The organism is Halorubrum sp. ASP1 (assembly GCF_005435135.1).
In the GTDB taxonomy this organism is placed as follows: Archaea; Halobacteriota; Halobacteria; order Halobacteriales; family Haloferacaceae; genus Halorubrum; species Halorubrum tropicale.
The window spans coordinates 291,018-315,243 of record NZ_SGUA01000002.1; the positions used below are offsets into that span (position 1 = coordinate 291,018).

General features: G+C 68.2%; 23 protein-coding genes. 15 read left to right on the forward strand and 8 right to left on the reverse strand.

Annotated elements, in window-relative coordinates; genetic code table 11:
- Positions 1 to 145 precede the first annotated feature (145 nt).
- Both EXE48_RS03970 and EXE48_RS03975 read left to right on the forward strand, forming a co-directional pair.
- Entirely contained in the window at positions 146 to 3,376 is a 3,231-nt protein-coding gene (locus tag EXE48_RS03970) for a right-handed parallel beta-helix repeat-containing protein (RefSeq protein ID WP_137710773.1), read from the forward strand.
- Between the two features lie 3 nt (positions 3,377 to 3,379).
- Positions 3,380 to 4,843 (forward strand): PKD domain-containing protein, encoded by a 1,464-nt coding sequence (locus tag EXE48_RS03975; RefSeq protein WP_137710774.1) that lies wholly within the window; start codon positions 3,380 to 3,382, stop codon positions 4,841 to 4,843.
- A 39-nt stretch (positions 4,844 to 4,882) separates the two neighbouring features.
- Here EXE48_RS03975 and EXE48_RS03980 read toward each other — a convergent pair whose 3' ends face one another.
- Complete coding sequence (locus EXE48_RS03980) at positions 4,883 to 5,251, reverse strand: VOC family protein (RefSeq protein WP_053772493.1); 369 nt, start codon at positions 5,249 to 5,251, stop codon at positions 4,883 to 4,885.
- 132 nt (positions 5,252 to 5,383) lie between these two features.
- On the opposite strand from EXE48_RS03980, the gene EXE48_RS03985 reads away from it, so the two are divergent.
- The 4 genes from EXE48_RS03985 to EXE48_RS04000 all read left to right on the forward strand — a co-directional run bounded on the left by EXE48_RS03985 (position 5,384) and on the right by EXE48_RS04000 (position 7,578).
- Positions 5,384 to 6,055, forward strand: coding sequence for a class I SAM-dependent methyltransferase (locus EXE48_RS03985; protein WP_053772494.1), 672 nt, complete (start codon positions 5,384 to 5,386; stop codon positions 6,053 to 6,055).
- On the forward strand, positions 6,052 to 6,318 hold the full coding sequence (locus EXE48_RS03990; RefSeq protein ID WP_137707733.1) for a DUF8101 family protein: 267 nt from the start codon (positions 6,052 to 6,054) through the stop codon (positions 6,316 to 6,318). Before EXE48_RS03985 ends, EXE48_RS03990 begins: the two co-directional genes overlap by 4 nt.
- A gap of 68 nt (positions 6,319 to 6,386) precedes the next feature.
- Positions 6,387 to 6,572 (forward strand): hypothetical protein, encoded by a 186-nt coding sequence (locus tag EXE48_RS03995; protein ID WP_137707732.1) that lies wholly within the window; start codon positions 6,387 to 6,389, stop codon positions 6,570 to 6,572.
- A 61-nt stretch (positions 6,573 to 6,633) separates the two neighbouring features.
- A complete protein-coding gene (locus tag EXE48_RS04000; protein WP_137707731.1) occupies positions 6,634 to 7,578 on the forward strand; it encodes an ABC transporter substrate-binding protein in 945 nt (314 codons plus the stop codon).
- Between the two features lie 154 nt (positions 7,579 to 7,732).
- Here EXE48_RS04000 and EXE48_RS04005 read toward each other — a convergent pair whose 3' ends face one another.
- The 4 genes from EXE48_RS04005 to EXE48_RS04020 form a co-directional block, all read right to left on the reverse strand.
- Positions 7,733 to 8,038, reverse strand: coding sequence for a DUF8036 family membrane protein (locus tag EXE48_RS04005; protein ID WP_137707730.1), 306 nt, complete (start codon positions 8,036 to 8,038; stop codon positions 7,733 to 7,735).
- Between the two features lie 28 nt (positions 8,039 to 8,066).
- A complete protein-coding gene (locus EXE48_RS04010; protein WP_137707729.1) occupies positions 8,067 to 8,345 on the reverse strand; it encodes a winged helix-turn-helix domain-containing protein in 279 nt (92 codons plus the stop codon).
- 107 nt (positions 8,346 to 8,452) lie between these two features.
- On the reverse strand, positions 8,453 to 9,766 hold the full coding sequence (locus EXE48_RS04015) for a ferritin-like domain-containing protein (protein ID WP_137707728.1): 1,314 nt from the start codon (positions 9,764 to 9,766) through the stop codon (positions 8,453 to 8,455).
- A gap of 220 nt (positions 9,767 to 9,986) precedes the next feature.
- On the reverse strand, positions 9,987 to 10,445 hold the full coding sequence (locus EXE48_RS04020; protein WP_137707727.1) for a DUF8743 domain-containing protein: 459 nt from the start codon (positions 10,443 to 10,445) through the stop codon (positions 9,987 to 9,989).
- Between the two features lie 56 nt (positions 10,446 to 10,501).
- Here EXE48_RS04020 and EXE48_RS04025 point away from each other — a divergent pair, with 56 nt between their 5' ends.
- A complete protein-coding gene (locus EXE48_RS04025) occupies positions 10,502 to 11,557 on the forward strand; it encodes an ABC transporter ATP-binding protein (protein ID WP_137710775.1) in 1,056 nt (351 codons plus the stop codon).
- The gene (locus EXE48_RS04030; RefSeq protein WP_053772499.1) at positions 11,554 to 12,396 is read left to right on the forward strand and encodes an ABC transporter permease; all 843 of its coding nucleotides are present in this window, start codon (positions 11,554 to 11,556) and stop codon (positions 12,394 to 12,396) included. Before EXE48_RS04025 ends, EXE48_RS04030 begins: the two co-directional genes overlap by 4 nt.
- Before the next feature lie 244 nt (positions 12,397 to 12,640).
- Here EXE48_RS04030 and EXE48_RS04035 read toward each other — a convergent pair whose 3' ends face one another.
- A complete protein-coding gene (locus EXE48_RS04035) occupies positions 12,641 to 13,126 on the reverse strand; it encodes a DUF7529 family protein (RefSeq protein WP_053772500.1) in 486 nt (161 codons plus the stop codon).
- Positions 13,127 to 13,206: 80 nt separating this feature from the next.
- Between EXE48_RS04035 and EXE48_RS04040 the strand changes: the two genes are divergently transcribed.
- The 5 genes from EXE48_RS04040 (at position 13,207) to EXE48_RS04060 (ending at position 20,063) form a co-directional block, all read left to right on the forward strand.
- A complete protein-coding gene (locus EXE48_RS04040) occupies positions 13,207 to 15,942 on the forward strand; it encodes a dipeptide ABC transporter ATP-binding protein (RefSeq protein WP_053772501.1) in 2,736 nt (911 codons plus the stop codon).
- Between the two features lie 90 nt (positions 15,943 to 16,032).
- Positions 16,033 to 17,745, forward strand: coding sequence for an ABC transporter substrate-binding protein (locus EXE48_RS04045; RefSeq protein WP_053772502.1), 1,713 nt, complete (start codon positions 16,033 to 16,035; stop codon positions 17,743 to 17,745).
- Between the two features lie 50 nt (positions 17,746 to 17,795).
- Complete coding sequence (locus EXE48_RS04050; protein WP_053772503.1) at positions 17,796 to 18,809, forward strand: ABC transporter permease; 1,014 nt, start codon at positions 17,796 to 17,798, stop codon at positions 18,807 to 18,809.
- Positions 18,806 to 19,723 carry an ABC transporter permease gene (locus EXE48_RS04055; protein WP_053772504.1) on the forward strand — a complete coding sequence of 306 codons (918 nt, stop codon included), beginning with the start codon at positions 18,806 to 18,808 and terminating at the stop codon, positions 19,721 to 19,723. The genes EXE48_RS04050 and EXE48_RS04055 overlap by 4 nt, the downstream gene beginning before the upstream one ends.
- On the forward strand, positions 19,716 to 20,063 hold the full coding sequence (locus EXE48_RS04060) for a DUF7268 family protein (protein WP_137710776.1): 348 nt from the start codon (positions 19,716 to 19,718) through the stop codon (positions 20,061 to 20,063). Before EXE48_RS04055 ends, EXE48_RS04060 begins: the two co-directional genes overlap by 8 nt.
- A gap of 157 nt (positions 20,064 to 20,220) precedes the next feature.
- On the opposite strand, the gene EXE48_RS04065 is transcribed toward EXE48_RS04060, so the two are convergent.
- Together EXE48_RS04065 and EXE48_RS04070 are read right to left on the reverse strand one after the other, a co-directional pair.
- Complete coding sequence (locus EXE48_RS04065; RefSeq protein WP_137710777.1) at positions 20,221 to 20,670, reverse strand: acyl-CoA thioesterase; 450 nt, start codon at positions 20,668 to 20,670, stop codon at positions 20,221 to 20,223.
- 87 nt (positions 20,671 to 20,757) lie between these two features.
- The gene (locus EXE48_RS04070) at positions 20,758 to 21,513 is read right to left on the reverse strand and encodes a class I SAM-dependent methyltransferase (protein WP_137710778.1); all 756 of its coding nucleotides are present in this window, start codon (positions 21,511 to 21,513) and stop codon (positions 20,758 to 20,760) included.
- Positions 21,514 to 21,720: 207 nt separating this feature from the next.
- Here EXE48_RS04070 and EXE48_RS04075 point away from each other — a divergent pair, with 207 nt between their 5' ends.
- Together EXE48_RS04075 and EXE48_RS04080 are read left to right on the forward strand one after the other, a co-directional pair.
- Positions 21,721 to 23,427, forward strand: a complete 1,707-nt coding sequence (locus EXE48_RS04075) for a methyl-accepting chemotaxis protein (protein WP_137710779.1) — start codon at positions 21,721 to 21,723, stop codon at positions 23,425 to 23,427.
- Positions 23,424 to 24,161: a bacteriorhodopsin gene (locus tag EXE48_RS04080; protein ID WP_137710780.1), complete on the forward strand. Its 738-nt coding sequence runs from the start codon at positions 23,424 to 23,426 to the stop codon at positions 24,159 to 24,161. Before EXE48_RS04075 ends, EXE48_RS04080 begins: the two co-directional genes overlap by 4 nt.
- The last annotated feature ends 65 nt before the right edge of the window (positions 24,162 to 24,226 follow it).

The following is a 24,226-nucleotide window of genomic DNA, read 5'->3' on the forward strand; positions in this document are numbered from 1 at the left end:
CCATTCAGGCGTTTCCCGAAGCCGTTCAGTCGGCGAAATACAAGGTCCGTAGGGGACGTGATATCGGTATCTCCAGTACGGAGTCCGACATCATGACAGCGACACACGCACGCTATCGATTCGCACAGTCGACGGAGGAGCCGGTATGACGCGGGAGCAGGTACGCGCGGTCGCGCTGGCCGCGATCATGGTGGTGTCGATGGTCGCGGTCGGCGCCGGCTTCGCGGGCAGCGCGGTGGCGCAGAACGACGGTAGCACGACCTACGAAGTCGGGCAAGGAAACGGGACGAACTTCCAGACGATCCAGGAGGCCCTGAGCAGCGACGCCCTCTCGCCGGGCGACACGCTCGAACTCGTTGACGAGACGTACTCGCCGTCGGGACAGCTCACCGTCGACACGGCGGGCGTCGAGATCGTCGGCGTCGGCGACACGACAATCGAGAGCGAATCGACCGGGTACGGAATCCGCGTCACGGCGGCCGACGTGCGCCTCAGTAACTTCGAAATCACCGGCTCCGGGACGTACGCGGTCAAGGTCTCCGGCGCCGACCTGAGCGAGGGTCGGCTCGACGGCTTCACGATCGAAAACGTCGAAGTCAGGGATAGCGGATCGACGGGCATTGATCTCAACGCAGTCACGAACGCAACGATCGACTCCGTGACCGTCTCCGACACCGTCTCCGGGAACGGCATCGCGTTCACCGACGTGACCGACACCGAGGTCACGGGCGTCACAACGACGAACAACTCGTGGGGCGGCGTCGCGATCTACGCCGACGGAGCGCTCAGCGACCAGCTCGGCGACGACGTCGGCTCGTACGGGATCGAGTTCGACGGCGACCTCAACGCCGATGAACCGCTTCCGCTCTATGAGCAGGCGTCGTCGGACGACCTGATCGGCGACATCGACTACCCGGGGAACATCCAGTACCGGGTCGCTGCGAACACCTCGTCGACGCCTCCCGACCGAAACGTCGCTAACCAGTTCGAGTGGTTCTACACTAGCGAATCCACCGCGGTTGACGCCGCCGTGGCGACGAACGACGGTACCGGAACCGACGCGGCCGTCGTCTCCGAGCTCGGCGGGCCGTTCGTGGTCGCCGACGACATGAGCGTCCAGTCGGCCGTCAACGGAGCGGCGGCCGGCGATACGATTGTCGTTCGCCAGGGCATGTACCTAGAAAACGTAACGATTGATACCGCAGACCTATCTATTGAAGGCCCGAATGCCGGAATTCCGGGGGACCACAGTGACCGCACATCCGAAGCCGTGATCCAAGGACAGGTCGTCGCCTCCGCAGACGGAGTTGTTTTCGACGGGCTGACGGTCACCCCGCCCAATGCGAGTACTGACGCCGGCGCGGAGGCACTTAGGGTGAGCGGCGCGGCGGACAACATCACTGTCCGTAACAACGCCGTTCGCGACTTCGGCGCGGCCGGACTCCCGGAATGGGAAGGTGTCGACGCGATCAACGTCTTTGGCGGTAATGCCGACGACGTTGTTCGCAACGTCATCGTCGCTGACAACCTCATTGAGAACGTCTCTGGACGGTCTACTAAGGGCGGCGTCACTGGCATTTCTGTCCAAGGAAACGTTGAAAATGCGGATGTTAGTGATAACGTCGTTCGCAATGTCGGAGAGAGCGATACCGCGTGGGCGTTCGGAGCCGTCGTGCGGGGAACCGGTAACCACGACGTGGTCCCGAGCGAGATCAGCATCGCACAAAACAACATCTCGAACATCCGGTCGAACCCCGAGACGAGGACGGTTGGCGTCGGCATCGGCGTCGAAGCCGGTGGTGCTCCGGCAGTCACCTTTGAGAACAACTCGGTGAGTGACGCTGCGTTCCTCGTAGAAGACAAGACTGCGACTATTAACCTATCAGTCTTTGCGGGGAACAACGATCTTGATCGAGGGGCGATCCTCCACCCGGTCGAGATCGACGGGCAGGACCGGAATATTGTCCTCAACAGCGTTCAAGACGCTCTGAACCTCGTTTCAGAAAACGAGACAGTCAAGCTTGTTCCCGGAATATACGCTGAGAACGTCTCGGTCGAGACCCCGAACGTCACTCTCGTCGGTCAGGGCGACGACACCGTGATTGACGGGTCCGTCGCGCTGGACGCCGACGAGACTACACTGTCGGAGGTTCGAATAAACGCTTCAGTCGGCGACGTGTTCCCGAACCCGGCGGCCGAAAACAACGCGGTCAACGTGGCCGGGTCGAACGTGACGGTCTCCGACGTTACCGTTGACTTGTCCGTCGAATCAGCCGAGTTCAGCGAGGGCCTCGCCATCGAAGTATTCGGCAGCGACGCCTCTGCGACGATCACGAACGCGACGATCGACGGGACCGGCGAGATGACCGCTGACAATCTCACGGCCGTCGTCGGCGTCAGTGCCGACGCTGGTGCGGACGCGACGGTCCGCGACAGCGACATCGACGTCGCGAGCGACGGATACTCCTTCGCCGTGGTCGCTCGCGGCGGCGCGACGACCGACGTCCGCAACAACGAACTCTCCGCGAGCGGCGGCGAACTTGACGGCGTCGGCTTCGGCGTCGAAGGCGACAACCCCGGGGCTCAGACGGTCCGGTTCAACACCTTCGACGGTGTCGAGACGATCGAAAACAAGGCCGGGGACGGCGAGTTGGACGTAACGGGGAACTACTGGACCGATCTTAGCGATGTCGAATTCCTCACGGACGCAGATACGTTCAAGGAGGCTCAGAAGGGCGGAGAAATCACCTACGACCCGCTCCTGACGGTCGAACCTGACGAGGTTGACGCCGACTCGCTCGGCGAGACGACGCAGTTCGGGCACGACCTCGTCATCCCCGCCGACGGCGACACGCACTCGGTCGCGTTCCCGGCGGCCACCGAGGGGACCGTCGACGAGGTCTTCGGTGACTTCAACGGCACCGTCTACGCGTACAACGGGACGAACTGGGTCGGAAACGAGGACATCGCCGATCAGAGAATCAGCGCGCTCGACGCGTTCGCAGTCACGATCGACGAGGATGAGTCCGACCAGCGGATCACCTTCGAGTACGCCGACGCCGACTCCGAGATTCCGGAGATGACCTCGACCGAACTGGAGGCCGGCTGGAACTTCGTCGCGGCGCCGTCGAACGGAACCGTGAGTAACGCGTTCGGCGTCTCGACCACCGAGGTCGCCTCCGTGGTCAACGTGGTCGGCGGCCCCGCCGACAAGAGCACGCCGTACCGGCTCGCCGGGTCCGACGAGATAAACCCGACGACCGTCGGTCCGTTCCAGGGCTACTGGGTGTTCGCGACCGACGACGGCGAACTCGGCGCGGCGGTTCCGGTCGGTCCGACGCAGTCCGACGAGGAGACCACTCTCAAGGGGAACTAATCCATGAACTTCCGACACATGCTCGGGATCGCGGCGCTCGCGGTGCTCGTCGCCGGCCTCGTCGCGAGCGGGGCCGCGGTGAGCGGCGCGGCGGCGCAGGACAGTCCGCCGCCGACGCCCGCGGCGTACTACGGCCAGGTGACGGCCGACGGCGAGCCGCTCGACGGCGTCACCGTCGAGGCGGTCGTCGACGGCGAGGTCCGCGATTCGATCGAGACCGACGCCGAGGGGCGGTTCGGCGGCCCGGGCGCCTTCGACGAGAAGCTCACCGTCGAGGGGCCGGCCGACGAGGTGACGTTCCGCGTCGCCGACTCGCAGGCCGGCACGGCGGCGTGGGAGTCGGGCGCCAACGAGGAAGTCGACCTCTCGCTCGCCGAAGCGCCGGCGCCGCCCGACGACGGCGACGGCGGGGATGGGACGCCGACCGACCCGGGCGACGAGAGCGACGATACGCCGACGGATCCCGGTGACGGTGACGACGGCGATGACGGCACCGGTACGGGCGGCGCGCCTGGCGGTGGCGGCACGGGCGGCGCACCCGGTGGCGGCACGGGCGGCACACCCGGCGGCGGCACGGGCGGCGCACCCGGTGGCGACGACGGCGAGACGCCCGGCGAGGGCCCGGCCGACCCGCCGGCGGTCGACGACGTGCTCGACCTGCCCGCGGGCGCGTCGACGACCGGCGCGGAGACGGCGACGGCCGCGGTCGACGAGGCGACCGGGACGAGCTCGGTGACGTTCACCGGCCAGACCCCTATCGAGGGGATCACCTTCGACGGCGCAGTCGAGGGCGCGGTCGGCGTCGCCGAGTACGAGTCCGCGCCGGAGACGACCGGCCCGGCGCCCGGCGCCTCGGTGTCGGTTGTCGAGATATCGGTGCCGGAGTCCGCGACGGACACGCCGGCGACGATCCGGGCGCGGATCTCCGCGGACCGGGTCGCGGCGGCCGAGGCCGACCCCGGCGACCTTCGGCTCTCGCGGTTCGCCGACGGCGAGTGGCAGGGCTTAGAGACGACGGTGGTCGAGGAGACCGGCGACGCGGTCGTCTTGGAGTCCGAGACGCCCGGGTTCTCGACGTTCGCCGTCTCGGCGGTGAGCGAGCCCGACGCGGCGATCACGGTGCCGGTCGAGACGCTCGACCCCGGCGAGGCGGTGACGCTGTCGGGGCTTCAGTCGAGCGACGAGTACGGCGAGGTCGTCGCCTACGACTGGTCGATCGACGGCGACGCCGCGGCCGGCAGCACGACCGAGGCGTCGTTCGCCGAGCCGGGCGAGTACGAGGTGACGCTCACGGTGACGAACGACGCGGGCGAGACGGACACCGCGACGGAGACGGTGACCGTCGCCGCGGACGACGCGCCGGTCGCGGAGCCGGGGCTGTTCTCGCTCCGGACGCTCGGCGCGGTCGCGATCGCGGTCGTCGTCGCGCTGCTCATCGTCGTCGCGGTCCGCCGAGCCGACGGCTAACGCGCTCTCGCTCTTTTTTCGAATCCCCGAGACGGCCGTTCAGAGCGGCTCGATCAGCTCGACGACGCGGCCGTCGGGGTCCTCCACGAAGGCGACGCGCGCGCCGGCCTCCGGGTGGTCGGTCGGCGCCTCCACGACGCCGTGGTGGTCGAGGTCCGCGAACGCCGCGTCAACGTCGTCGACGCCGACGGCGACGTGGTCGTAGCGGTCGCCGTCCGCGCTCGGCTCCTCGCCCGGCGTGTCCGACAGCTGGAGCTCGACGCCGCTCTCGTCCGCGACGTACACGCTGCGAGTGTCGCCGTCGGCGACCGTGAACTCCCACGAGCGCTCGAAGCCGAGCTCGTCGACGTACCAGTCGGCGGTCCGGTCCGCGTCCGCCACGTTCAGACAGGTGTGGAGAAGCTCCATGCGTCGCCCTCGCGGCCCGCCGGCATACATTCCCGAGCGCCGACCGGACGACGGGTCCGGTCGAGTCGGCAGCGATCCGGACGCCGACGGGGACGCCCGAGCAATCATGTCGCTCGCGCCCGTCACGTCCGTATGGATCGAAACGAGGTGCGCCGCGCGTGGGACGCGGTCGCCGAGACGTACGCCGCTCGGCGCGACCCGGACGGCTCAGACGCGGCGCTGATCGACGACCTGCTCGACGCGCTGGCGAGCGACCCGCGGGACGCGACCGACGGCGACGACCCGCTCGTCCTCGACGTGGGCTGTGGCGACGGCGCTCGCACCCTCGCGAACCTCCCGCCCGGCAGCGTCGGCCTCGACGTCTCCCGCCGCGGGCTGGAGCTCGCGGCCCAGACCGTTCCCGCCGCGCGGCTCGTCCACGGCGAGATGTCCGCGCTCCCGTTCGCGGCCGACCGCTTCGACGCGATCACGGCCTACCACGCGGTGTTTCACGTCGCGCGCGAGCGCCACCCGGCGGTGTACGACGAGTTCGCGCGCGTCCTCCGCCCGGGCGGCCGGCTCCTCGCGACGCTGCCGAGCGGCAGCTTCGAGACGGTGCGGCGCGGCTGGATGGGCGGGGAGATGTTCTTCTCCGCGCCCGGGCGCGAGCGCACGCTCGACCAGCTTCGGGCGGCCGGGTTCGCTGACGTCGAGACGCGGACCGCAACCGACCCGCTGGGGAGCAGCACCGAGTTCGTCTTCGCGACGCTGGCGGGCGAGCCGGCGCCGGACGGCGGCGCCGAGTCAGGGGCGACCGACCCGTGACCGACCCGGACGAGGTCCCGCACGACGTGCGCGCGAGCCTCGCCCAGCTGCTCGCGGAGGCCGGCGCGGCCGCCGAGCGCGGCGACGCCGACACCGCGCGCGCCCTGCTCGACACCGCGGAGACGGTGGCGACGAACAAGCTGCCCGCCGGCGACCGCCGCGACCGCGTTCGGTGGGGGTGTGCGGCCGCGCTCGACGCGCTGCCGAACGCCGACCTCGCGGCGGCGTACGCGACGGCGACCGCGGACGCGATCGGGGAGTGACCGCTCCCCTGCCGCCGCCGCTCTTGGGAGCAGGAGACTTTTGAACGCGACGAGCGGTACGGCCGGACATGGAGACGCGAGACGCTCGGTTCCTCCTCGTGAGCACGCTGCTCGCGGTTACGCTGTTGAACACGCTCGGCGCCCCGACGGCGACGTGGTTCCGCACGGCGTCGTTCGCGCTGGCGTTCGGCGTCCTGTGCTACGTCGGCTACGCGGTCGCGCGGCCCGTTCTCGGTTGGCTCCCCGCCCGATAGCGCCCGGTAGCTAACGAGACCGAACCCCTCACTTTAGGCCGCCGAGCGCCTTACTCCGGCCATGCGCGTCGCCTCGCTGCTCCCCTCCGCCACGGAAACGCTGTTCGCCCTCGGCGTCGAGCCGGTCGGCGTCTCCCACAGCTGCGACCACCCGCCGGCCGCTCGCGACCTGCCGACGCTGACGAGCACGGTCGTCGCCCACGCGGACCGCTCGGCGGCCGAGATCGACGAGCAGATGCGCGAGGTCGACGGCGCCGTCTACGACCTCGACGAGGAGCGCCTCGCGGCCCTCGACCCCGACCTGCTCGTCACGCAGGCGACCTGCGACGTCTGCGCGGTCGACGCGAGCGAGGTCCGCGCGGCCGCCGCGCGGCTCGACCCCGCGCCCGAGGTGCTCGCCTGCGACCCGCACTCGTTCGAGGACGCGCTCGACGACGTGGAACGCATCGGCGCCGCGGTCGGCGCGGAGGCGGCCGCGGGCGACCTCCGGGCCGACCTCCGCGAGCGCGTCGACGCGGTCCGCGAGCGCGCCGAGCGGGCCGTCGCCGACGAGGGCCGTCCCCGAACCGCCGTCCTCGACTGGACCGAGCCGCCGCTCCGAGCCGGCCACTGGGTGCGCGACATGGTCGAGGTCGCGGGCGGCGACCCCTCTTTCCAGCCCGACGGCCCCTCCGAGCCGGTCGCGTGGGACGACGTACGCGAGTTCGACCCGGAGGCGCTCGTCGTCGCGCCCTGCGGGTTCGACCGCGACCGCGCCGTCGACGCGGTCGCCGACCTCGCCGCTCGGTCGGGCTTCGGCGACCTGACGGCGGTCGCGGCCGACCGGGCCTACGCGGTCGACGGCAACGGGCTGTTCAACCGCCCGAGCCACCGGCTCGTCGACTCGTTAGAGGCGCTGTTCGCCTGTCTCCACCCCGAGTACGCGGCGACGCCGCCGGCCGTACACGACCGGATCGCCCGCGTCGACGCGGCCGCGACGCCGTCTGTGCGCGCCGACGGGGGATGATGCCGAGCGTGGTCGAGGTAGGTGAGACCGTTCAAAAGATCGGCGACAGATAGCGACTGCGTCCCGAACGCGGCGGTCGTCGTCGGCGGCGCGAACCCCGCGTCACGTTCTCCACGATCCGGAACCCGAGCGGCCGAACGGCGTGCCGACCCGTTCAGTCCAGCGTGATCCACGTCAGGAACCCGATCGCGAGGGTTTCCAGGACGTGAAACAGCAGCATCACGCGCCACACGATCACCGGCACCTGCGTGTCGAACCACGCCGACAGCGTCGGGTCGACGACGTAGTAGTACAGCGCGATCCCGTTCTCGCCGAGGAGCAGCGCGGCGAACAACAGGAGTCCGAGCGCGTGCTTCGAGCGGAGCTCCAGGTAGTTGCGGCCCCACACCGATATCAGCACCAGCAGCAGGACGACGTTCACCCCGGCGGCGACGCGTGCCAGATCGAAGAGGAGCGTCATCGGTCGCCCCCGCGTGTCGTGTGTGTCATCATTGTTCGAGTTGCTCCGTGATCGTCTCGACCGTCTCCCAGTTCTCCCGGACGGTGTCGGAGGGTAAGTACACCGCGCCGTACTCGTCCCCGCTGGACCGCACGACGCCGTTGTCCGCCAACACGTCGAGGTGGTGGCGGATCGTGTCGTAGTTCAGGTCCAGCGCGTCCGCGAGCTGGTTCGGATTCCGCGGCTGCTCGCGGAGCGCCCGCAAGATTGCCACCCTGTTTGGGCCGCCACGCGTGCCCGAGAGCACGTACCAGAGGACGGCCTCCATTGCTCACCGCTCCGTCGCGTGCCGTTCTAAGGCCATCGATATTTTTCGGGTGAGTCGCGGGCGCACGGATACGATCGATCACGGACGGCGCGTTCGGCGTGCGGGACTCACTCCTCGACGATGAACTGGCCCGCGACCTCGACGACCTCGTCCATCGTCTGCGGCTCGTCGACGCCGGCCGGGAACGGGCTGGTCGCGTTCACCTCGTTGAGCAGCGCCGCGTGACGCGCCTCCACGCTGTGGATGCCGATGGCGGCCGAGAAGACGGCGTCGCTGGAGACGGACGGCGCGGCCCCCTTGTAGGCGGCGACGCCGGTGTTCTCGAGCGCCTTGGCGACGCCGAGGAACTCGCTGGGCGTCTCGTAGCCGAAGTCGTAGGTGGCCTCCGCGACGGGGTCGCCGCCGAGGTCTTCGACGGTCTGCGCGATGGCGTCGACGTGGGCCGCCTCGTGGGCGCCCACCGTCCGCAGGTGGTCGGGCAGCACCGACTTCACCTCGTCGCCGAACTCGGAGAGCGCGTCCGCGTTCATGATCTGCTCGTCGCTGAACCGCTCGCGGCCGCCCCGGTAGAAGGCGTTTTCGAGGTGTTCGAGCGTGAGCGCGTAGTTCAACACGTCGACGTCGCTCGTCCCGTCGTCGCTCTTCCGGTCGGGCGTCGGCCGGTCGTCGCTCACCTCGTACACGCTCGGGTCGACCTCGCTCGTGACGAAGTCGCCCGCGATCTCCAGCACCTCGGAGATGGAACTCGCCTCGTCGACACCCGCGGGGAACGGCGAGTCGCCGTTGACGAGGTTCAGGAAGCTCGCGTGGCGGGCCTCGACGCTGTGGATGCCGGCCGCGGCCCCGAGGATGTCGTTGTTCACGATCTGCGGTGCAGCGCCGGCGTAGGCGGCGACGCCGGTGTTTTCGAGCGCCTGAGCGACGCCGAGGAACTCGCTGGGCGTCTCGTAGCCGAAGTCGTACTCCCCCTCGCCGACGGGGTCGCCGTCGAGCGTCTCGACCGTCTCCGTGAGCTGCTCCACGTGCGCCGCTTCGTGGGCGCCGACGGTCCGGAGGTACTCGGGCACCTCCGTCCGGACGCGCTCGCCGAACGGCGAGAGCACGTCGGCCCCCATCAGCTCGTCGTCGGCGAACGTCTCTAACCCCTCGCGGTAGAAGGCGTTCTCGAGGTGTTCGAGCGTCAGGGCGTAGTTCAACAGCGGCACGTCCGGCGCCGCGGTCGGCTCCGGGCTCTCGGTGTCCGTCTCGTTTTCCATCCCCGTCTCGTCGCCGCCGTCCATGTCGTCGCTCTCGTTCATCTCGGCGGTGTCGCCGCCGTCGTTGCTCGAACAGCCGGCGAGACCGACGGCCGCCGCGGCCGCCGTTCCGGCGAGGAAGTTCCGTCTCGTCCGCGGGTCGTCCGCTCCAGGTAGTCGGGTCATTGCTCCACCTCGGTCGACGGCCCGTCCCCACTTGAGTATTTTCAGAATTTTTACATAAATTCCACCGAGGCGGGGCGGTGGTGCGGGGGAACTCTCTCCCAAATTCGTCCGAAGTGGTCACCGTCTCTCGATCTGTAACGCGTTCGTCCCCATCGGTACGCCCGTTCCGAGCTATCAGCTACCGGAGAGACTGGCGGAGTCAGCGGTCTCCGCCGGCGGATCAGGTCTCGGACCGGTCGCGTAGCCCCGACAGCGTCGCCGCCTCCCGCAGGTCCGCGACCGTACAGTACCACGCGCCGCGCACCCCGTTCAGGTCGTTTTCGACCGGGCGCTCTAACGGCACGGGGTCGGCGAACTCGAAGACGACGACCACGCGCTCCTCGGAGAACGGGTCGATGAGCGCCTCCCAGTCGCTCTCGTCCATCGGTCCGGGATCCCCGCGCGTCTGCTCGGTCCGGCCGACGACGCGGGCGTAGTGCGTGACCGCAGAGACCGGGGCAGTACGGTAGAAGGCCATGTAGTCGAACTCGGCGCGGGTGCGGTCGTACGAGCGCGGCGCGGGATAGAAGCCCGTGCGACAGCGCTCGAACGTCGCTTCCTGCGTGGCGACGACGCAGACGCGGGCGTCGCCGGGCGCGTCGTCGTCCGGGGCGTCCGCGGCGAAGCGGTCGAGGTCCACACCGAGGGTCGCCGGCGAGCGCGGATATATCCGGCGTCGGCGCGTACCGGAAGCCGATGGCACGGAGCGCGACGAGCGCGCGCGGCGGTCCCCGCGAGCGCGACGAGACGGACGCGGACGGCGACGCGGAGTCGCCCGACGACCGACCCGGCCCCCCGGCCCTCGCGGTCGAGGGGCTCACGAAGCGGTTCGGCGACGGCGACGACGCGGTCGTCGCGGTCGACGACGTGAGCCTCACCGTCGAGCGCGGGTCGGTCGTCGGCCTGCTCGGCCCGAACGGCGCGGGCAAGACGACGCTGATCAAGTGCGCCTTGGGCATCGTCATCCCCGACGCGGGCTCGGTGCGGGTGTTCGACAACGACGTGCGCGACGGCCGCCGGGCGGCGTACGCCGACGTGGACGCCATGTTAGAGGGCGCGCGCAACGACTACTGGCGGCTCACCGTTCGGGAGAACCTGCGCTACTTCGCGACGATCAGCGGGGTCGATCCCGACTCCGTGGCGGCGCGCCACGACCGCCTGCTCGACCGGCTCGACCTCGCCGACAAGGCCGACACGCCCGTCCGCGACCTCTCGCGGGGGATGAAACAGAAGGTGTCGCTGGCGAGCGTGCTCGCGGGCGGCGCCGAACTCGTCTTCCTCGACGAGCCGACGCTCGGGCTCGACGTCGAGAGCGCGCGGACGCTCCGGGCGGAGCTGCGCCGGCTCGCGGCCGAGGAGGGGCTCACCATCGTCGTCAGCAGCCACGACATGACGACGATCGAGGCGGTGTGCGACCGCGTCGTCATGCTCTCGAACGGCCGGATCGTCGCGGACGACACCGTCGAGGCGCTGCTGGGCGCCGCCGAGAGCGACTCGGTGCGGGTGGCCAGCCCGGACCTCGACGCGGAGACGGTCGGAGGGCTGCGCGAACGGTTCGAAATCGTCGGCGTCGACCGCGACGCGCAGCCGCCCGCGGTGACGGTGGCTGCGGGCGGCGACCGGCTGTACGAGCTGACCGACGCGCTCCGGGCGGCCGGCGTCACCGTCTCGGACATCCGGACCGTCCAGCCCGACCTCGAAGAGGTGTTCCTCGAACGCACCGGGACCGGGCTCGGGGGTGCGTCCCAGTGAGCGGGGACGCGCCGCCCGCGGACGCGTCGGCGGCGACGGCGTCCGGGGCCGACGACGACCCTCGACCGGCCACCTACTACCACCTCGCGCGGGCGGTCCTCTACCGGGAGTTCCTGATCTTCGTGCGGTATCCGGCCAACGCGATCGGGGGGATCGTGGTGTCGCTGTTCTTCTTCGCCGCGCTGTTCCTCGGCGGCCAGCTGCTCGCGGGGCAGGCGCTCGCGGACTCGATCGAGGGGATCGTCGTCGGCTACTTCCTGTGGACGCTGTCGGTGGGCGCGTACTCGTCGGTGTCGAACGACATCGGCAGCGAGGTGCAGTGGGGCACCCTCGAACGCCACATCACCACGCCGTTCGGCTTCGCGCCCGTGGCGCTGCTGAAGGGGGTCGCGAAGGTGATACGGACGTTCCTCACGAGCGCCGTGATCCTCGCGGTGATGCTTCTCGCGACCGGGACGCGGCTCAGCCTCGCGCCCGTGACGGTGGTCGTCGTCGCGGGGCTGTCGATCGTCTCGGTGCTCGGCCTCGGCTTTGCCGCGGGCGGGGTGACGGTCCTCTACAAGCGGATCGGGAACTGGCTCAACCTGCTCCAGTTCGGCTTCGTCGCGCTGATCTCCGCGCCCGTCTTCGACCTCCCGTGGACGCGGGTGCTCCCCTTGGCGCACGGCAGCGCCATGCTCCAGCGCGTGATGGTCGACGGCGTGCGGCTGTGGGAGTTCCCGCTCGCGGACCTCGCGCTCCTCGCCGCGGTCGCGGTCGGCTACCTGGTCGGCGGCTACCTCGTCTTCCAGTACGCGACGGGGCGCGCGCGGCGGCTCGGCGTGCTCGGCGACTACTGACGCTCACTTCCGCCCTGTGAGGCGGTATTTTCATAAACGAGTGTGACTGCGTCGGACGCACGACGGGTCTCACTCTCCGACGGACGCAGCGGAGACGCTCGCGACTGCGAGAGGCGCCACCCTGAACCGCCTCCTCGAACGACAAGACGGTTGATGTTCGAGCACGCACCACTCGTACGTCCTACCCGTGCTCGCCTCTCCGGACTCACCGCCCTGCGATCACTCCCGGCTTGCGGGACGCCGATCACTCGACTGGTTCCGGGAGGAACGGCGCCGGATCGTCGTGGACGAACCGCACGGTGTCGTCGTTCAACCGACGGCAGAAGAGACGCACGGTCCCCGCCTCTCTGATCGATTCGATCGTCTCCGCTGTCTGGCTCGGATCGTAGTACGCGGGGACAAAGACGGCCGTTTCGCTCTCGGGCGCGACTTCGATGACCAAGAGGTAGACCAGTTCGTCTCCCCCCGCCCGGAACACATCGACATGTCGAAACTGTCGATCGTCGACGAGCGACTCTAACTCCTCGAACTCCGGGCCAGGGAGGACGACGTCAAGGCCGGTTCGACGGTCCGAGTTGATGAGGACCGAATCGCCGGGATGGAGTTCAAGCGTCGTCCACCCGCGCTCTCGGTACTCCGTCGCGGTCGCTTCCATATCCTCGATGACGGCGGACCACCCGTCCCCCGCCTGTACGTTCGTGGGTGCGTCGTCGCCTGTAGGCTCGCTCATACCAGCAGACGCTCGGGTAGTCGTATAAATGGTTTCACTGTCCCCAAGATATATTTCCGTAAGGCGCGCTACCGCCGACAGTGACTGATCTGCTCTCGCTTTCGGCACTCCGAACTCAGTTCAGAACCGAACGGGGCGCCGTCAAGGCCGTCGACGGCATCGACCTCTCAATAGAACACGGCGAGACTGTCGGTCTCGTGGGCGAGTCCGGCTCGGGCAAGAGCGTCACCGCCCTCTCGGCGATGGACCTCGTCGACGATCCCGGCGAGATAGCCGGCGGCCGGATCACCCTCGCGGACGCGTCGCTTGCCACCTCCCTCCTTGACGAGTTCGACGACGCGTACGTCCCGTACCCGTCCGGACTGATCGATGCGGTGGCGGCCGTGAGCAGTGATCTCCGCGCCGGACGGCGCGTCTCCGACACGGCGGCGGAGCTTCGGGGGATGGCCGACGACCTCGCGGACGAAGCGGACCCCGCCGACCTCGCGAGCGATCTTGAGGCCGCTGCCGGTCGCCTCGCGGACGACACCGACCCGACGGTCGTCGGAGAGGACCTCGAGGCGGCGCTCGCAGCCGCCGTTGACGGCTTCGTCTTCCTCGACGCGGATGCACGCGAGCAGATCCGCGGCGGTGCGAAGCCGACCGATGTCGATATCCATGAGGGGATCGTCGATGTGACGGCAGCTCCCGAGGCGGCCGTCCGTCGCGTTCGCGGGGGCGAGATGGGAATGATATTCCAGGACCCGATGACCTCGCTCAACCCGGCGGTCACCGTGGGCGAACAGATCGCCGAGTCACTGCGCCTCCATCGGTACGGCGGTCAGAAGACGGACTCGTGGACCAACGGAATCCGAGAGATACTCCCGAAGATCGGAGGTCGAGACAGCGACGACGAGGTGATGGACGAGGTCGTCAGAATGCTTCAGGCGGTCGGCATTCCGGAAGCGAAACAGCGCGTCGACGACTACCCGCACGAGTTTTCCGGTGGGATGCGCCAGCGCGTGCTCGTCGCTATCGCGCTCGCCTGCCGGCCGAACCTCCTCATCGCTGACGAGCCGACCACCGCGCTCGACGTGACGATCCAGGCGCAGATCCTCGACTTGATCGACGACCTACAGGCGGAGTTCGGGATGTCCGTCCTGATGATCACCCACGACCTTGGCGTCGTGGCCGAGACCTGTGACCGCGTGGCCGTGATGTACGCCGGCGAGATTGTTGAGGAAGGCCCCGTTGAGGAAATCTTCGCGAACCCTGCCCACCCCTACACGTACACTCTGCTGGAGTCGATCCCCACCGAGGAAAAGGAGCGGCTGACGCCGATCGAGGGGAACGTCCCCGATCTGATCGACATGCCCGACGGGTGTCACTTCGCACCCCGCTGCCCGTGGGCCGAGCCACAGTGCCGCGAGGGTGAGATCCCGTACCTCCAGCACGGCCCGGATGAGGTCGATCACCGGTCGAAGTGCGTCCACGAAACGTTCGACAAGACCGCGTACGGGAGCGACGGCGTCGAGGCCGGCGCGAGGTCCGCCATCGGCGATCCGATCGTTGAGGTCCGCGGAATGAAAAAGTACTACCAGCAGGAGGACGGCGCGCTCGACCGGGTGTTCGGCGGCGGCGACCCAAGCGTGAAGGCCGTCGACGGGATCGACCTCGATGTCCGCGAGCGGGAGACGCTGGGGCTCGTCGGCGAGTCCGGCTGTGGGAAGTCCACGGCTGGGCGGGCGATCCTCCACTTGGACCCGCCGACCGACGGGACGGTGGTGTTCGCTGGAGAGGACCTCGGGTCGCTCTCGAAATCGGACCTCCGCAAGCGTCGGAAGGACATGCAGATGGTGTTCCAAGACCCGATGTCGAGTCTCGACCCGCGGATGACCGCCGGCCAGACGATAATGGAGCCGCTGAAGATCCACGATCTCGCCGAGGGGCGTCGACGCGAGCGCGTCTTCGAACTGATGGACGCGGTCGGGCTGGAGCGTGGGCAGTTCGGCCGCTATCCCCACGAGCTCTCTGGCGGCCAGCGCCAGCGGGTCGGCATCGCCCGGGCGCTGGCGGTAGACCCCGACTTTATCGTCGCCGACGAGCCGGTGTCCGCGCTCGACGTCTCCGTCCAGGCGCAGATCATCAACCTCTTAGAGGACTTACAAGAAGAGTTCGGTCTCACCTTCCTGTTTATCGCGCACGACCTGAGCGTTGTCCGACACATCTCCGATCGGGTGGCCGTGATGTACCTCGGCGAGATTGTCGAAGTCGCCGAGACGGACGAGCTGTTCGAGACGCCGAAACACCCCTACACCAAGGCCCTCCTGTCCGCGATTCCGGAACCGGACCCCCTCGCCGACACCGACGACAGAACGATCCTCAAGGGTGACGTTCCGTCCCCAATCGACCCGCCCTCGGGATGTCGGTTCCGGACCCGGTGCCCGTCGGTCATCCCCCCGGACGACCTCAATATCGACCAAGGGCGCTACCGGGAGGTAATGTTCTACCGACAGCGCTTGGAGTCCGGCGACATCGACCTCGACGCTATCGAGTCCGAGGTCCGGATCGAGGACGAGTCGGCACCGACCGCCGTCGCGGACGGCGGCGAGCATCCGAAACTCTTCGAGTACTTCTTCGACGGGCCGCTCTCGGGAGAGGCTCGGTCGGCCGTGGCCGAGTCCTTCGAACTCCTCAAGGAGGACCGGTGGGACGAGGCCGAGGCGACGCTCCGCGAGACGTTCGAGAGCGTCTGCGAGCGGGAGGACCCTCAGATCGACGAGAGCGGCCATCCCGCGGCGTGTCACCTCTACGATGAGCGCCCCGACGGCGCGTAGCCGCCCGACCGTTCCGCCGAGGCCCCGTCTTGGGGGGTCGTCCTGTCGCTCCACCAGAATTATTTAGCTAGCCGATATATTGCTCGCCGTATGTCGTCAGATACCACAGACACTTCACGACGCGGTTTCCTACAACGAGCGGGTGGCGCGACGGTCGCGACCGCGTCCGTCGTCTCCCTTGCCGGCTGCGGCAGCGACGGCGGCGACGGCAGCGACGGCAGCGACGGTAGTAACGGCAGTGACGGTAGTGACGGCAGCGACGGCGGCGACGGCGGCGACGACACGACCAGCCTCCGCTACGGCCGCGGCGCCCACTCCAGCACCCTCGACCCGCAGAATACGACCAGCGGTGAGGTCGCGAAGGTCACCAACCAGGCGTACGAGGGGCTGATCGCCTTCCAGCCAGGCGAGGCGTCGCTCACCGAATCGCTCGCCACCGACTGGTCGCTTGACGGCGATTCGGTGACCCTCACGCTGCGAGAGGGTGTGAGCTTCCACGACGGGTCGGAGTTCACCGCTGACGACTTCATCGCCACGTATCGGCGGTTTGTCGACGACGACTACGAGTACCACTTCGAGGACGCCTCTGTTTACGGTCCGTTTACCCTCGGCAACTGGATCGACAGCATCGAGGCGCCAAGCGACTACGAGCTTTCGATCACTCTCACCCAGACGTACGCGCCGTTCCTCCGCAACCTCGCGATGTTCGCGGCGGTCGTCATCTCGCAGGACGCCATCGAGGGCGACGCGGACCTCGGGGAGGAGATGGTCGGGACCGGCCCGTTCCAGTTGGAGACCCTCGATGACGCCAACAACCGGATCCGGCTCACCGCCTTCGACGACTACTGGGGCGAGAGTCCGAACGTCGACGAGGTGCTGTTCCTCACCCGCGGCCAGAACTCCACGCGCGCCCAGGCACTCGTTGAGGAGGAATTAGACATCATCGACGGACTCGACCCCGACAGCATGCAGATCATCGACGGGTCCGACACCGCCGAGAGCCGGACGGCGACCGGGATCAACATCGGGTATATGGCGTTCAACCTCTCGCGCGTTGAGGCGTTCCGCGACCGTCGGGTCCGCCGCGCGATCAGCTATGCCATCGACACGCAGGCGATCGTCGAGAACATCTACTCGGGGATCGCCACGCAGGCCGACCAGCCCATCCCGCCTGCGCTGTTCGGCCACAACGACGACATCAGTCCTTACGAGTATGACCCCGATCAGGCCCAGAGCCTCCTCGACGAGGCAGGCTACGGCGACGGGTTCTCGTTCTCGCTGACCACATTCCAGAACCCCCGCGGGTACAACCCGGCACCGCTCCCGACCGCCCAGACGATCCGGTCGAACCTCTCGGAGGTCGGCATTGAGGTCTCGATTGACGACCGGCAGTTCTCCGACTACCTCACATACACCAGTCAGGGGAACCACGACGCGACGCTCGCCGGCTGGTACACCGACAACGCCGACCCCGACAACTTCTGTTACGTCCTCCTACATCCGCAGACCGATGTGCCGGAGGAGCAGGATTGGGTCTCGTGGGACACGGAAGGGTTCAATACCTCGAACAACGCCGCGTGGGCTAACAGCGAGTACATGAGCGTCGTCGAAGAGGCTCAACGGACCACGAATCAAGAAGACCGCGCGGAGCTGTACCGGGAGGCCGCCCAGATCGCCCACGACGAGGCACCGTGGGTGTTCATCGACTACGCCGACGAGGTCCGCGGCGTCTCCAACCGCGTGAGCAACTACACCGTCGCCGCGATCGGCGGCCCGTACCTCGAAGCGGTCGAGCTCGAGTAGTCGACACCGAGCACAGATTTTTTGACCGTCCCGCGCGCCCGTTTCCCTGAATGGTCTCCAAACGTTTCGTATTGAAACGGCTGCTTATGCTGTTTCCCGTGTTGTTCGGGGTCGCGACGGTGGTGTTCGCTATTCTCCACCTCTCGCCCGGCGATCCCGCCGTGGTCATCGCCGGCGAACGAGCGAGCCAAGAGTTCGTCAACCAGGTCCGCGCCGACTTGGGGCTCGACGACCCGCTCTGGCAGCAGTACGTTCGCTTCCTCGGCGAGGTCGCGACGTTCGACTTCGGTCAGTCGTATCAGGTGAACCGCGGCGTGGCGGTGAGCCAGATCCTTACCGATCGGCTCCCGATCACGATCGAACTCGCGCTGCTTGGCCAGTTCGCCGGTCTCTTGTTCGGACTTCCGCTGGGGATCCTCAGCGCGGTCAAGCAGGACACGTGGACCGACCACCTCACTCGCATCGGTGCCTTGAGCGGAATCAGCGTCCCAATCTACTGGAGCGGTCCGCTACTCATTCTGCTCTTCGCGCAGTTCCTCGGACTCCTCCCGACCAGCGGTCGGATCGGCTCCGAGTACTTCGTTGAGCCGGTCACAGGGCTCATCCTCGTTGACACGCTGCTAGCGGGGAACATCGCGGCGTTCCAGTCCGCGGCCGTTCATCTGCTCTTGCCCGTGGTGGTGCTCGGCATCTATCAGATGGCGTTGCTCTCGCGGATGATGCGCTCATCGATGGTGGAAGTGCTCCGCCAAGACTACATGCGGACCGCTCGGGCGAAGGGGCAGGGATCGAAGATCACCGTAATGAAACACGGGCTTCGCAACGCCTTCATCCCCGTCATCACCGTGATCGGTATCCAGTTCGGATCGCTGCTCGGGGGTGCGGTGCTCACCGAAACCGTCTTCGAGATCAACGGTATCGGAACGCTCCTCGTCGACGCGATCAACCGTAGCGACTACCCCGTCGTCCAAGGAACAGTCCTCGTCTTTGCTGTGTTGTACACGCTGGTCAACCTGGGCGTTGACCTCACGTACTCGGTCCTCGATCCCCGCATCGAACAATGAGCACGGAGACACAGACAGAAACCGTCGACCGAAGCATCGCCGAGCGGCTGCGCGCGAGTCCGTTTCTCTCGCAGCTCCTCTCAAACCGACTCGCGATCACCGGGATCGTAATCATCGTGGCCGTCGTCTTGATCGCGGTCTACGCGCGTTTCACCTACAATCTTAGCGAACTCATGGCGACTCAGTTCGGGACGAATCCCGCTGAGTCCCCGCCCAGCTCGGAGTACCTCTTTGGAACGGACGGGCAGGCTCGTGACATCTTCCCGCGCGTGATGTACGGGGCTTGGTACGCGGTCCTCTACGGTACTGTCACCGTCATCGCTTCGACGTTCCTCGGTGTGAGTCTCGGAATCGTTGCGGCGTACTACGGCGATCTGACCGACAACGTCATCATGCGGACGATGGACGTCCTGTTGTCGTTCCCGTCGCTACTGTTGGCACTCGCGCTCGTCACGATCTTCCCGGAAGAGTTGGGGCTGTGGCGAGCTGTCGGGGCGCTGACGCTGGTCTACACCCCTCGGTTCGCCCGCGTCGTCCGCGGAGCCGCACTAAAGGTACTCGAAGACGAGTACACCGATGCCACGAAAGCGCTCGGCGCGACGGACCCGCGGCTGCTCGTTCGCCACGTCCTCCCGAACTGCCTTGCGCCGATAACGGTCCAGTCGACGCTCAACTACGGGCTTGCGATCATCGATATCGCCGCGCTGTCGTTCCTCGGATTCGGCGCCAGCCCGGGGGAGCCGACGTGGGGGATGATGCTCTCGAACGGCGTCGAGTTTGGGTTGTTCTCCGGGGCGTGGTGGTGGTCCTTCTTCCCTGGCCTGCTGCTCGCGCTGACGGTGCTCGGGTTCAACCTCCTCGGTGACGGAATGCGCGACGCGCTCGACCCTCGGATGCGAGAGACCGTTGACTGACCGCGACGGACGGCCGTCTGGACGAACGGTCGCACGGTGGGTCGGCATCGGCAGCCTCCTCGGGGTCGTCGTCGCGGGCGCGCTCTTCCCGTTCGCCGGGGCACGGCGAGCGACCGACACCTCGTTCGCGCTTGGTGTGCTTCTGTTCGGCTTCGGCGTCGCGACGTGGGGCGGCGCGGTCGGGTTCGGCGACTCAATGTCAGCGGTTCAGAGCCATCTCGGCGGCGAGTCCGGATGGAGCCGTGAGGGCGCCCGACAGGCATTCGCCGTATTGACTTGGGTCGGCGCCGGCTGGGCGGGGACCGCAGTCGCGGCGTCGATACTGTTCGTCGGTCTGTGAACGCGACCTACTCCGACATCCCGTCTCGACGGGACTGATCCGCTGTCGGGAGAGGCCACGAGTACCCTCAGATCACAGCGATTCGATCGGATGTATACATACTGAATGTGCCCCGACCGGTTAGCCCGACTTCCGTCCCGCCGCTTCTCGCGAACCGTCACCGGCTTTCGTCCGGCTCTCCGGCCAGCGCCTCGTCACGGAGCTCGCGGCAGCGCTCGCCCGCGACCTCCAGCTCCGGGACGGGCGTCGGGTTGCCGTCGGCGTCGACGGCGACGAACACGAAGTACGACTCCGTGGTGAGCTCGCGCTCGCCCGTGCGCGGGGACTCGCGATACGCGCGGATCCGCGTCCGGAGGCTCGTGCGTCCGACCGCGTACACGTACGACTCGATGACGCAGGTGTCGCCCTGCGGGACGGGCCGCTTGAAGTCCAGTCCGTCGATGTTGGCCGTGACGCAAGTCTCGCCCGCGGCGCGCATCGCGGACATCGCGCCGATCTCGTCCATCCACTTGACGACGTTGCCCCCGTGCGCCGAGGCGTAGTTGTTCGTGTGAGTGGGCTGGACGCGCTGGCGGTTCTCGATGTACGTGTCGCTGACGCTTGACATACCGTCCCGTGGCGCGGCCCGCGGAAAAGCCCGGCCCCGGCCCCGACCGCCGGCGGCCCGCGCCCGCCGTCCGGAGCGATTCCGACGCTACTTCCGCAGTTCCCAGACCTGGATACCGTCTCCGTCCGCAAGCGGTTCGCCGTCGAATCCCCCTTGGACCGACCACTGATCGAACGGCGACTGACGCGCCAGCAACTCGACCTGTTGGGGCGGAAGATGCGAGAGGACGAACTCGTCGCGGGCGACGACTTCCCCGTCGGCGTCGAGGAGCTCCTGCTCCGTGCGATAGGTCTGGGACACCTGATCGGCGATGTCGGCTCGGGAACGGCCTCTCAGCGTCGTCCCATCGTATTCAACCTCGCGAACCGCCTGCCACTTGCCGAACGACTCGGCGATGACGTCGTACCGGGGGACGTACACGTCGAACAGGAGTCGGCCGCCGGCCTCGAGCACGTCGTGAAACGCCTCGAGGGCAGCGAGCTGGTCGTCGACCCGTTGGAGGTTGCACATCGAGTTGTAGGGAACCAGCGCCAAGGCGTACGACCGATCCGCGTCGACAGCCCGCAGATCGGCTTCCCACACTGTCGGCGTCAGACCCTCGCTGGCGGCCTTCTCCCGGAGGATATCCAGCATTGGCGGCGAGATGTCGAATCCGTCGGCGTCGACGCCGTTACGAAGGAGTTCGAGGTAGAGCCGTCCGGTTCCGCAGGCCCCCTCCAGTACCGGCCCGGCAGCGCTCGCGGCCGCATCGAGATAGAACGACTCGTCGCCGATGTCCCCGTGGTCGTGCGTCGCCTCGTAGAACGCAGCTAACTCCTCGGAAAATCGGTTCCCCTCGGCCATACCGACGAACAACAGTATGAGACGGAAAAATCCCACTGAAACCGTGGGTTATTTTGTTGACACGAAACCCGGCGCACAGCCGTCCGCGCTCCTCGACTCCTGCTGGGCGTTCCGGAGGCCCCCGACGCCGACACTCGCGACGATTATCGCGTCCGGTAATTGCGCCTTTACTCCTAAGTACGCCGGTTCTATCGGTTCGCGTATCGAATGTTCAACGTAATTACCGCGCGCTACGGCCGACGGGTCGGGGCGGCCGTCCTCGGGACGCTCGCCGTGACGCTCGGGTTCGTCGCGCTCTTCGCGGCCCACGTCTCGGCGACGGGGACGGCGGAGGCGGCGACCGCCTCCCTGGTCGGGGTCGGCATCATCGCCACGCTGAACCTCGGCCTGCTGGGCATCGTGTTGATCGGAAACGTTGCAGTCGAGCTGCGGCGCCTGACCGAGACCGCGGAGGCGGTCGGCCACGGCGAGTTCGACGCCAGCGCCACCTCCGACCGCGGCGACGAGATCGGGCGGCTCTTCGAGGCGTTCGACGAGACGCGGCGGTCGCTCCGGGACGCGGTCGCCGAGTCCGAGCGGGCGCAGTCCGAGGCGGAGGCGGCCCGCGAGGAGGCCGAGGAGCTGTCCGACACCCTCCTGACGCGCGCCGAGGAGATCGGCGGCGCCATGGAGGACGCCGCCGAGGGCGACCTCACGCGGCGGCTCGACGCCGACAGCGACGTCGACGCGATCGAGCGCATCACGGCCGCGTACAACGAGATGACGGGCGGGCTCTCGACGACGGTCGAGGACATCCAGGCGTTCGCGGGCGACGTGGAGGCCACGAGCGAGGAGATGGCCGCGGAGGCCGACGACGTGGCCGCGATGAACCAGGAGGTGGCCGCCGAGATGCGCGAGCTGGCCGACGAGCTGGACGCGCAGACCGAGCGGTTACGGGAGACGGCCAACGACACCGACGACTTCTCCGCGACCGTCGAGGAGATCGCCTCCACCACCGACGAGGTGGCCGGCGACGCGAGCGCCGCGGCGGAGCTGGGCGAGAAAGGCGAGGAGCGCGCGACCGAGGCGGTCGAAGCGATCGCGGCGATCGCCGACCTCCTTGAGGACCTCGACGACCTCGTCGCCGGGCTCGACGACCGGATGGACGGCGTCGCGGAGACGACCGACGTGATCGCCGACATCGCCGAGCAGACCAACATCCTCGCGCTGAACGCCTCGATCGAGGCGTCGCGGGCGGGCGGCGACGGCGACGGCTTCGCGGTCGTCGCCGACGAGGTGAAGGGGCTCGCCGAGGAGACCCGCGACTCCACCACGGAGATCGAGGCGACCATCGGCGAGGTGACCGACGACGTGTCGGCGGTCGCCGGCGAGATGGACCGGACGATGACGGAGCTCGACGAGACGACCGCGGCGGTCGAGGCCGCGGGCGAGGCGATCGAGGAGCTGACGGGGACCGTCGAGGACGTCGATGTCGCGATGGGCGACATCGCGCGGGCGACCGACGAGGGCGCCGAGGGGATCGAGTCGGTCGCGGCCCGCGTCGAGGCCGTCCACGGCTCCGCCACCGACGCCGCCGACCGCGCGCGGACGCTGGCAGAGACCGCCGACGACACGGCCGAGACGGTCGGCGACCTCGCCGAGACGGCGACCGCGCTCTCGGAGCGGACCGCGTCGCTCACCGACCGGCTCGACCAGTTCGAGACGCGGGCCGAGGGCGCGGCGCCGAGCGCGACCCCCGCCGGCGCGTCCGGGGCGGTGACAGACCGCGGAACGGCGACCGAGCTCGGGACGGTGGCGGACGGCGGAACGGCGACGGACGGTGGAACGGCGACGGACGGCGAGACGACGGACGCCGCTGGCGTGGCGGAGACGCCACCGAACGGCGCCGCCGGCGACGCGGAGGTGACCCGATGATCGAGCCGTCGACGGTGCGGTTCGTCTCCGCGAGCGTCTACGCCGTCTCCGCGCTCGTGTTGTTGGGCCTGGCGCGCCGCAAGCCTGCGGCGCTGCGGCGCTACTGTTACCCGTTCGTCGCGGTCGTCGCGATCGCGGGCGTCGGCGTCGGGCTGTGGGGCGCCGGGGTCGGGACGTTCGCGGTCGCGAGCGGGACGCTGGAGGGCGGCCAGCTCCTCACCGACTACGTCGCCTACCCGTTCCTGTTCGGGTTCGCGGCGTTCGTCTCGGGAGCGGGCCAGCGCTACGTGGTTGGCGTGACCACGCTCACCGTGACGATGCGGCTCGGCTACGACTTCGCGGAGGTGTTTGAGGGTCCGCTCGCGCTGGCCGGCACCGCAGCGATCCTCGTCGGGTACCTCTTCCTTCTCGGCGTGTTCTTCGGCCCGCTCTCGACGGCGGCCGCGCGGCAGCCGCCCGCCCGCGAGCTGTTCTTCAAGAAGACGCGGAACCTCTCGCTGTTCGCGTTCGGCGTGTTGATCGCGTGGGCGATGGTCAGCATCGCCGGCCTGCTCGATACGTTCACCGCGGCGGTCACGCTGGAGTACCTCGATCTGCTGCTCCGCGTCGGCTTCGCCGGCTTCGTGTTCGCGAACGTCGAGACGCTGGCGGCGGAGACGGAGTCCAGTGGGGACGCTGGAACTGACACCGGTGAGTCCGCGCCTCACACGGTGCCGGGAGCAGGCGTCGACTGAGGTGACGGGACCCGCAGTTCATAGAGAGTGATTCTTAATATCGCCGCTCTTGGGTAGAGGATTGT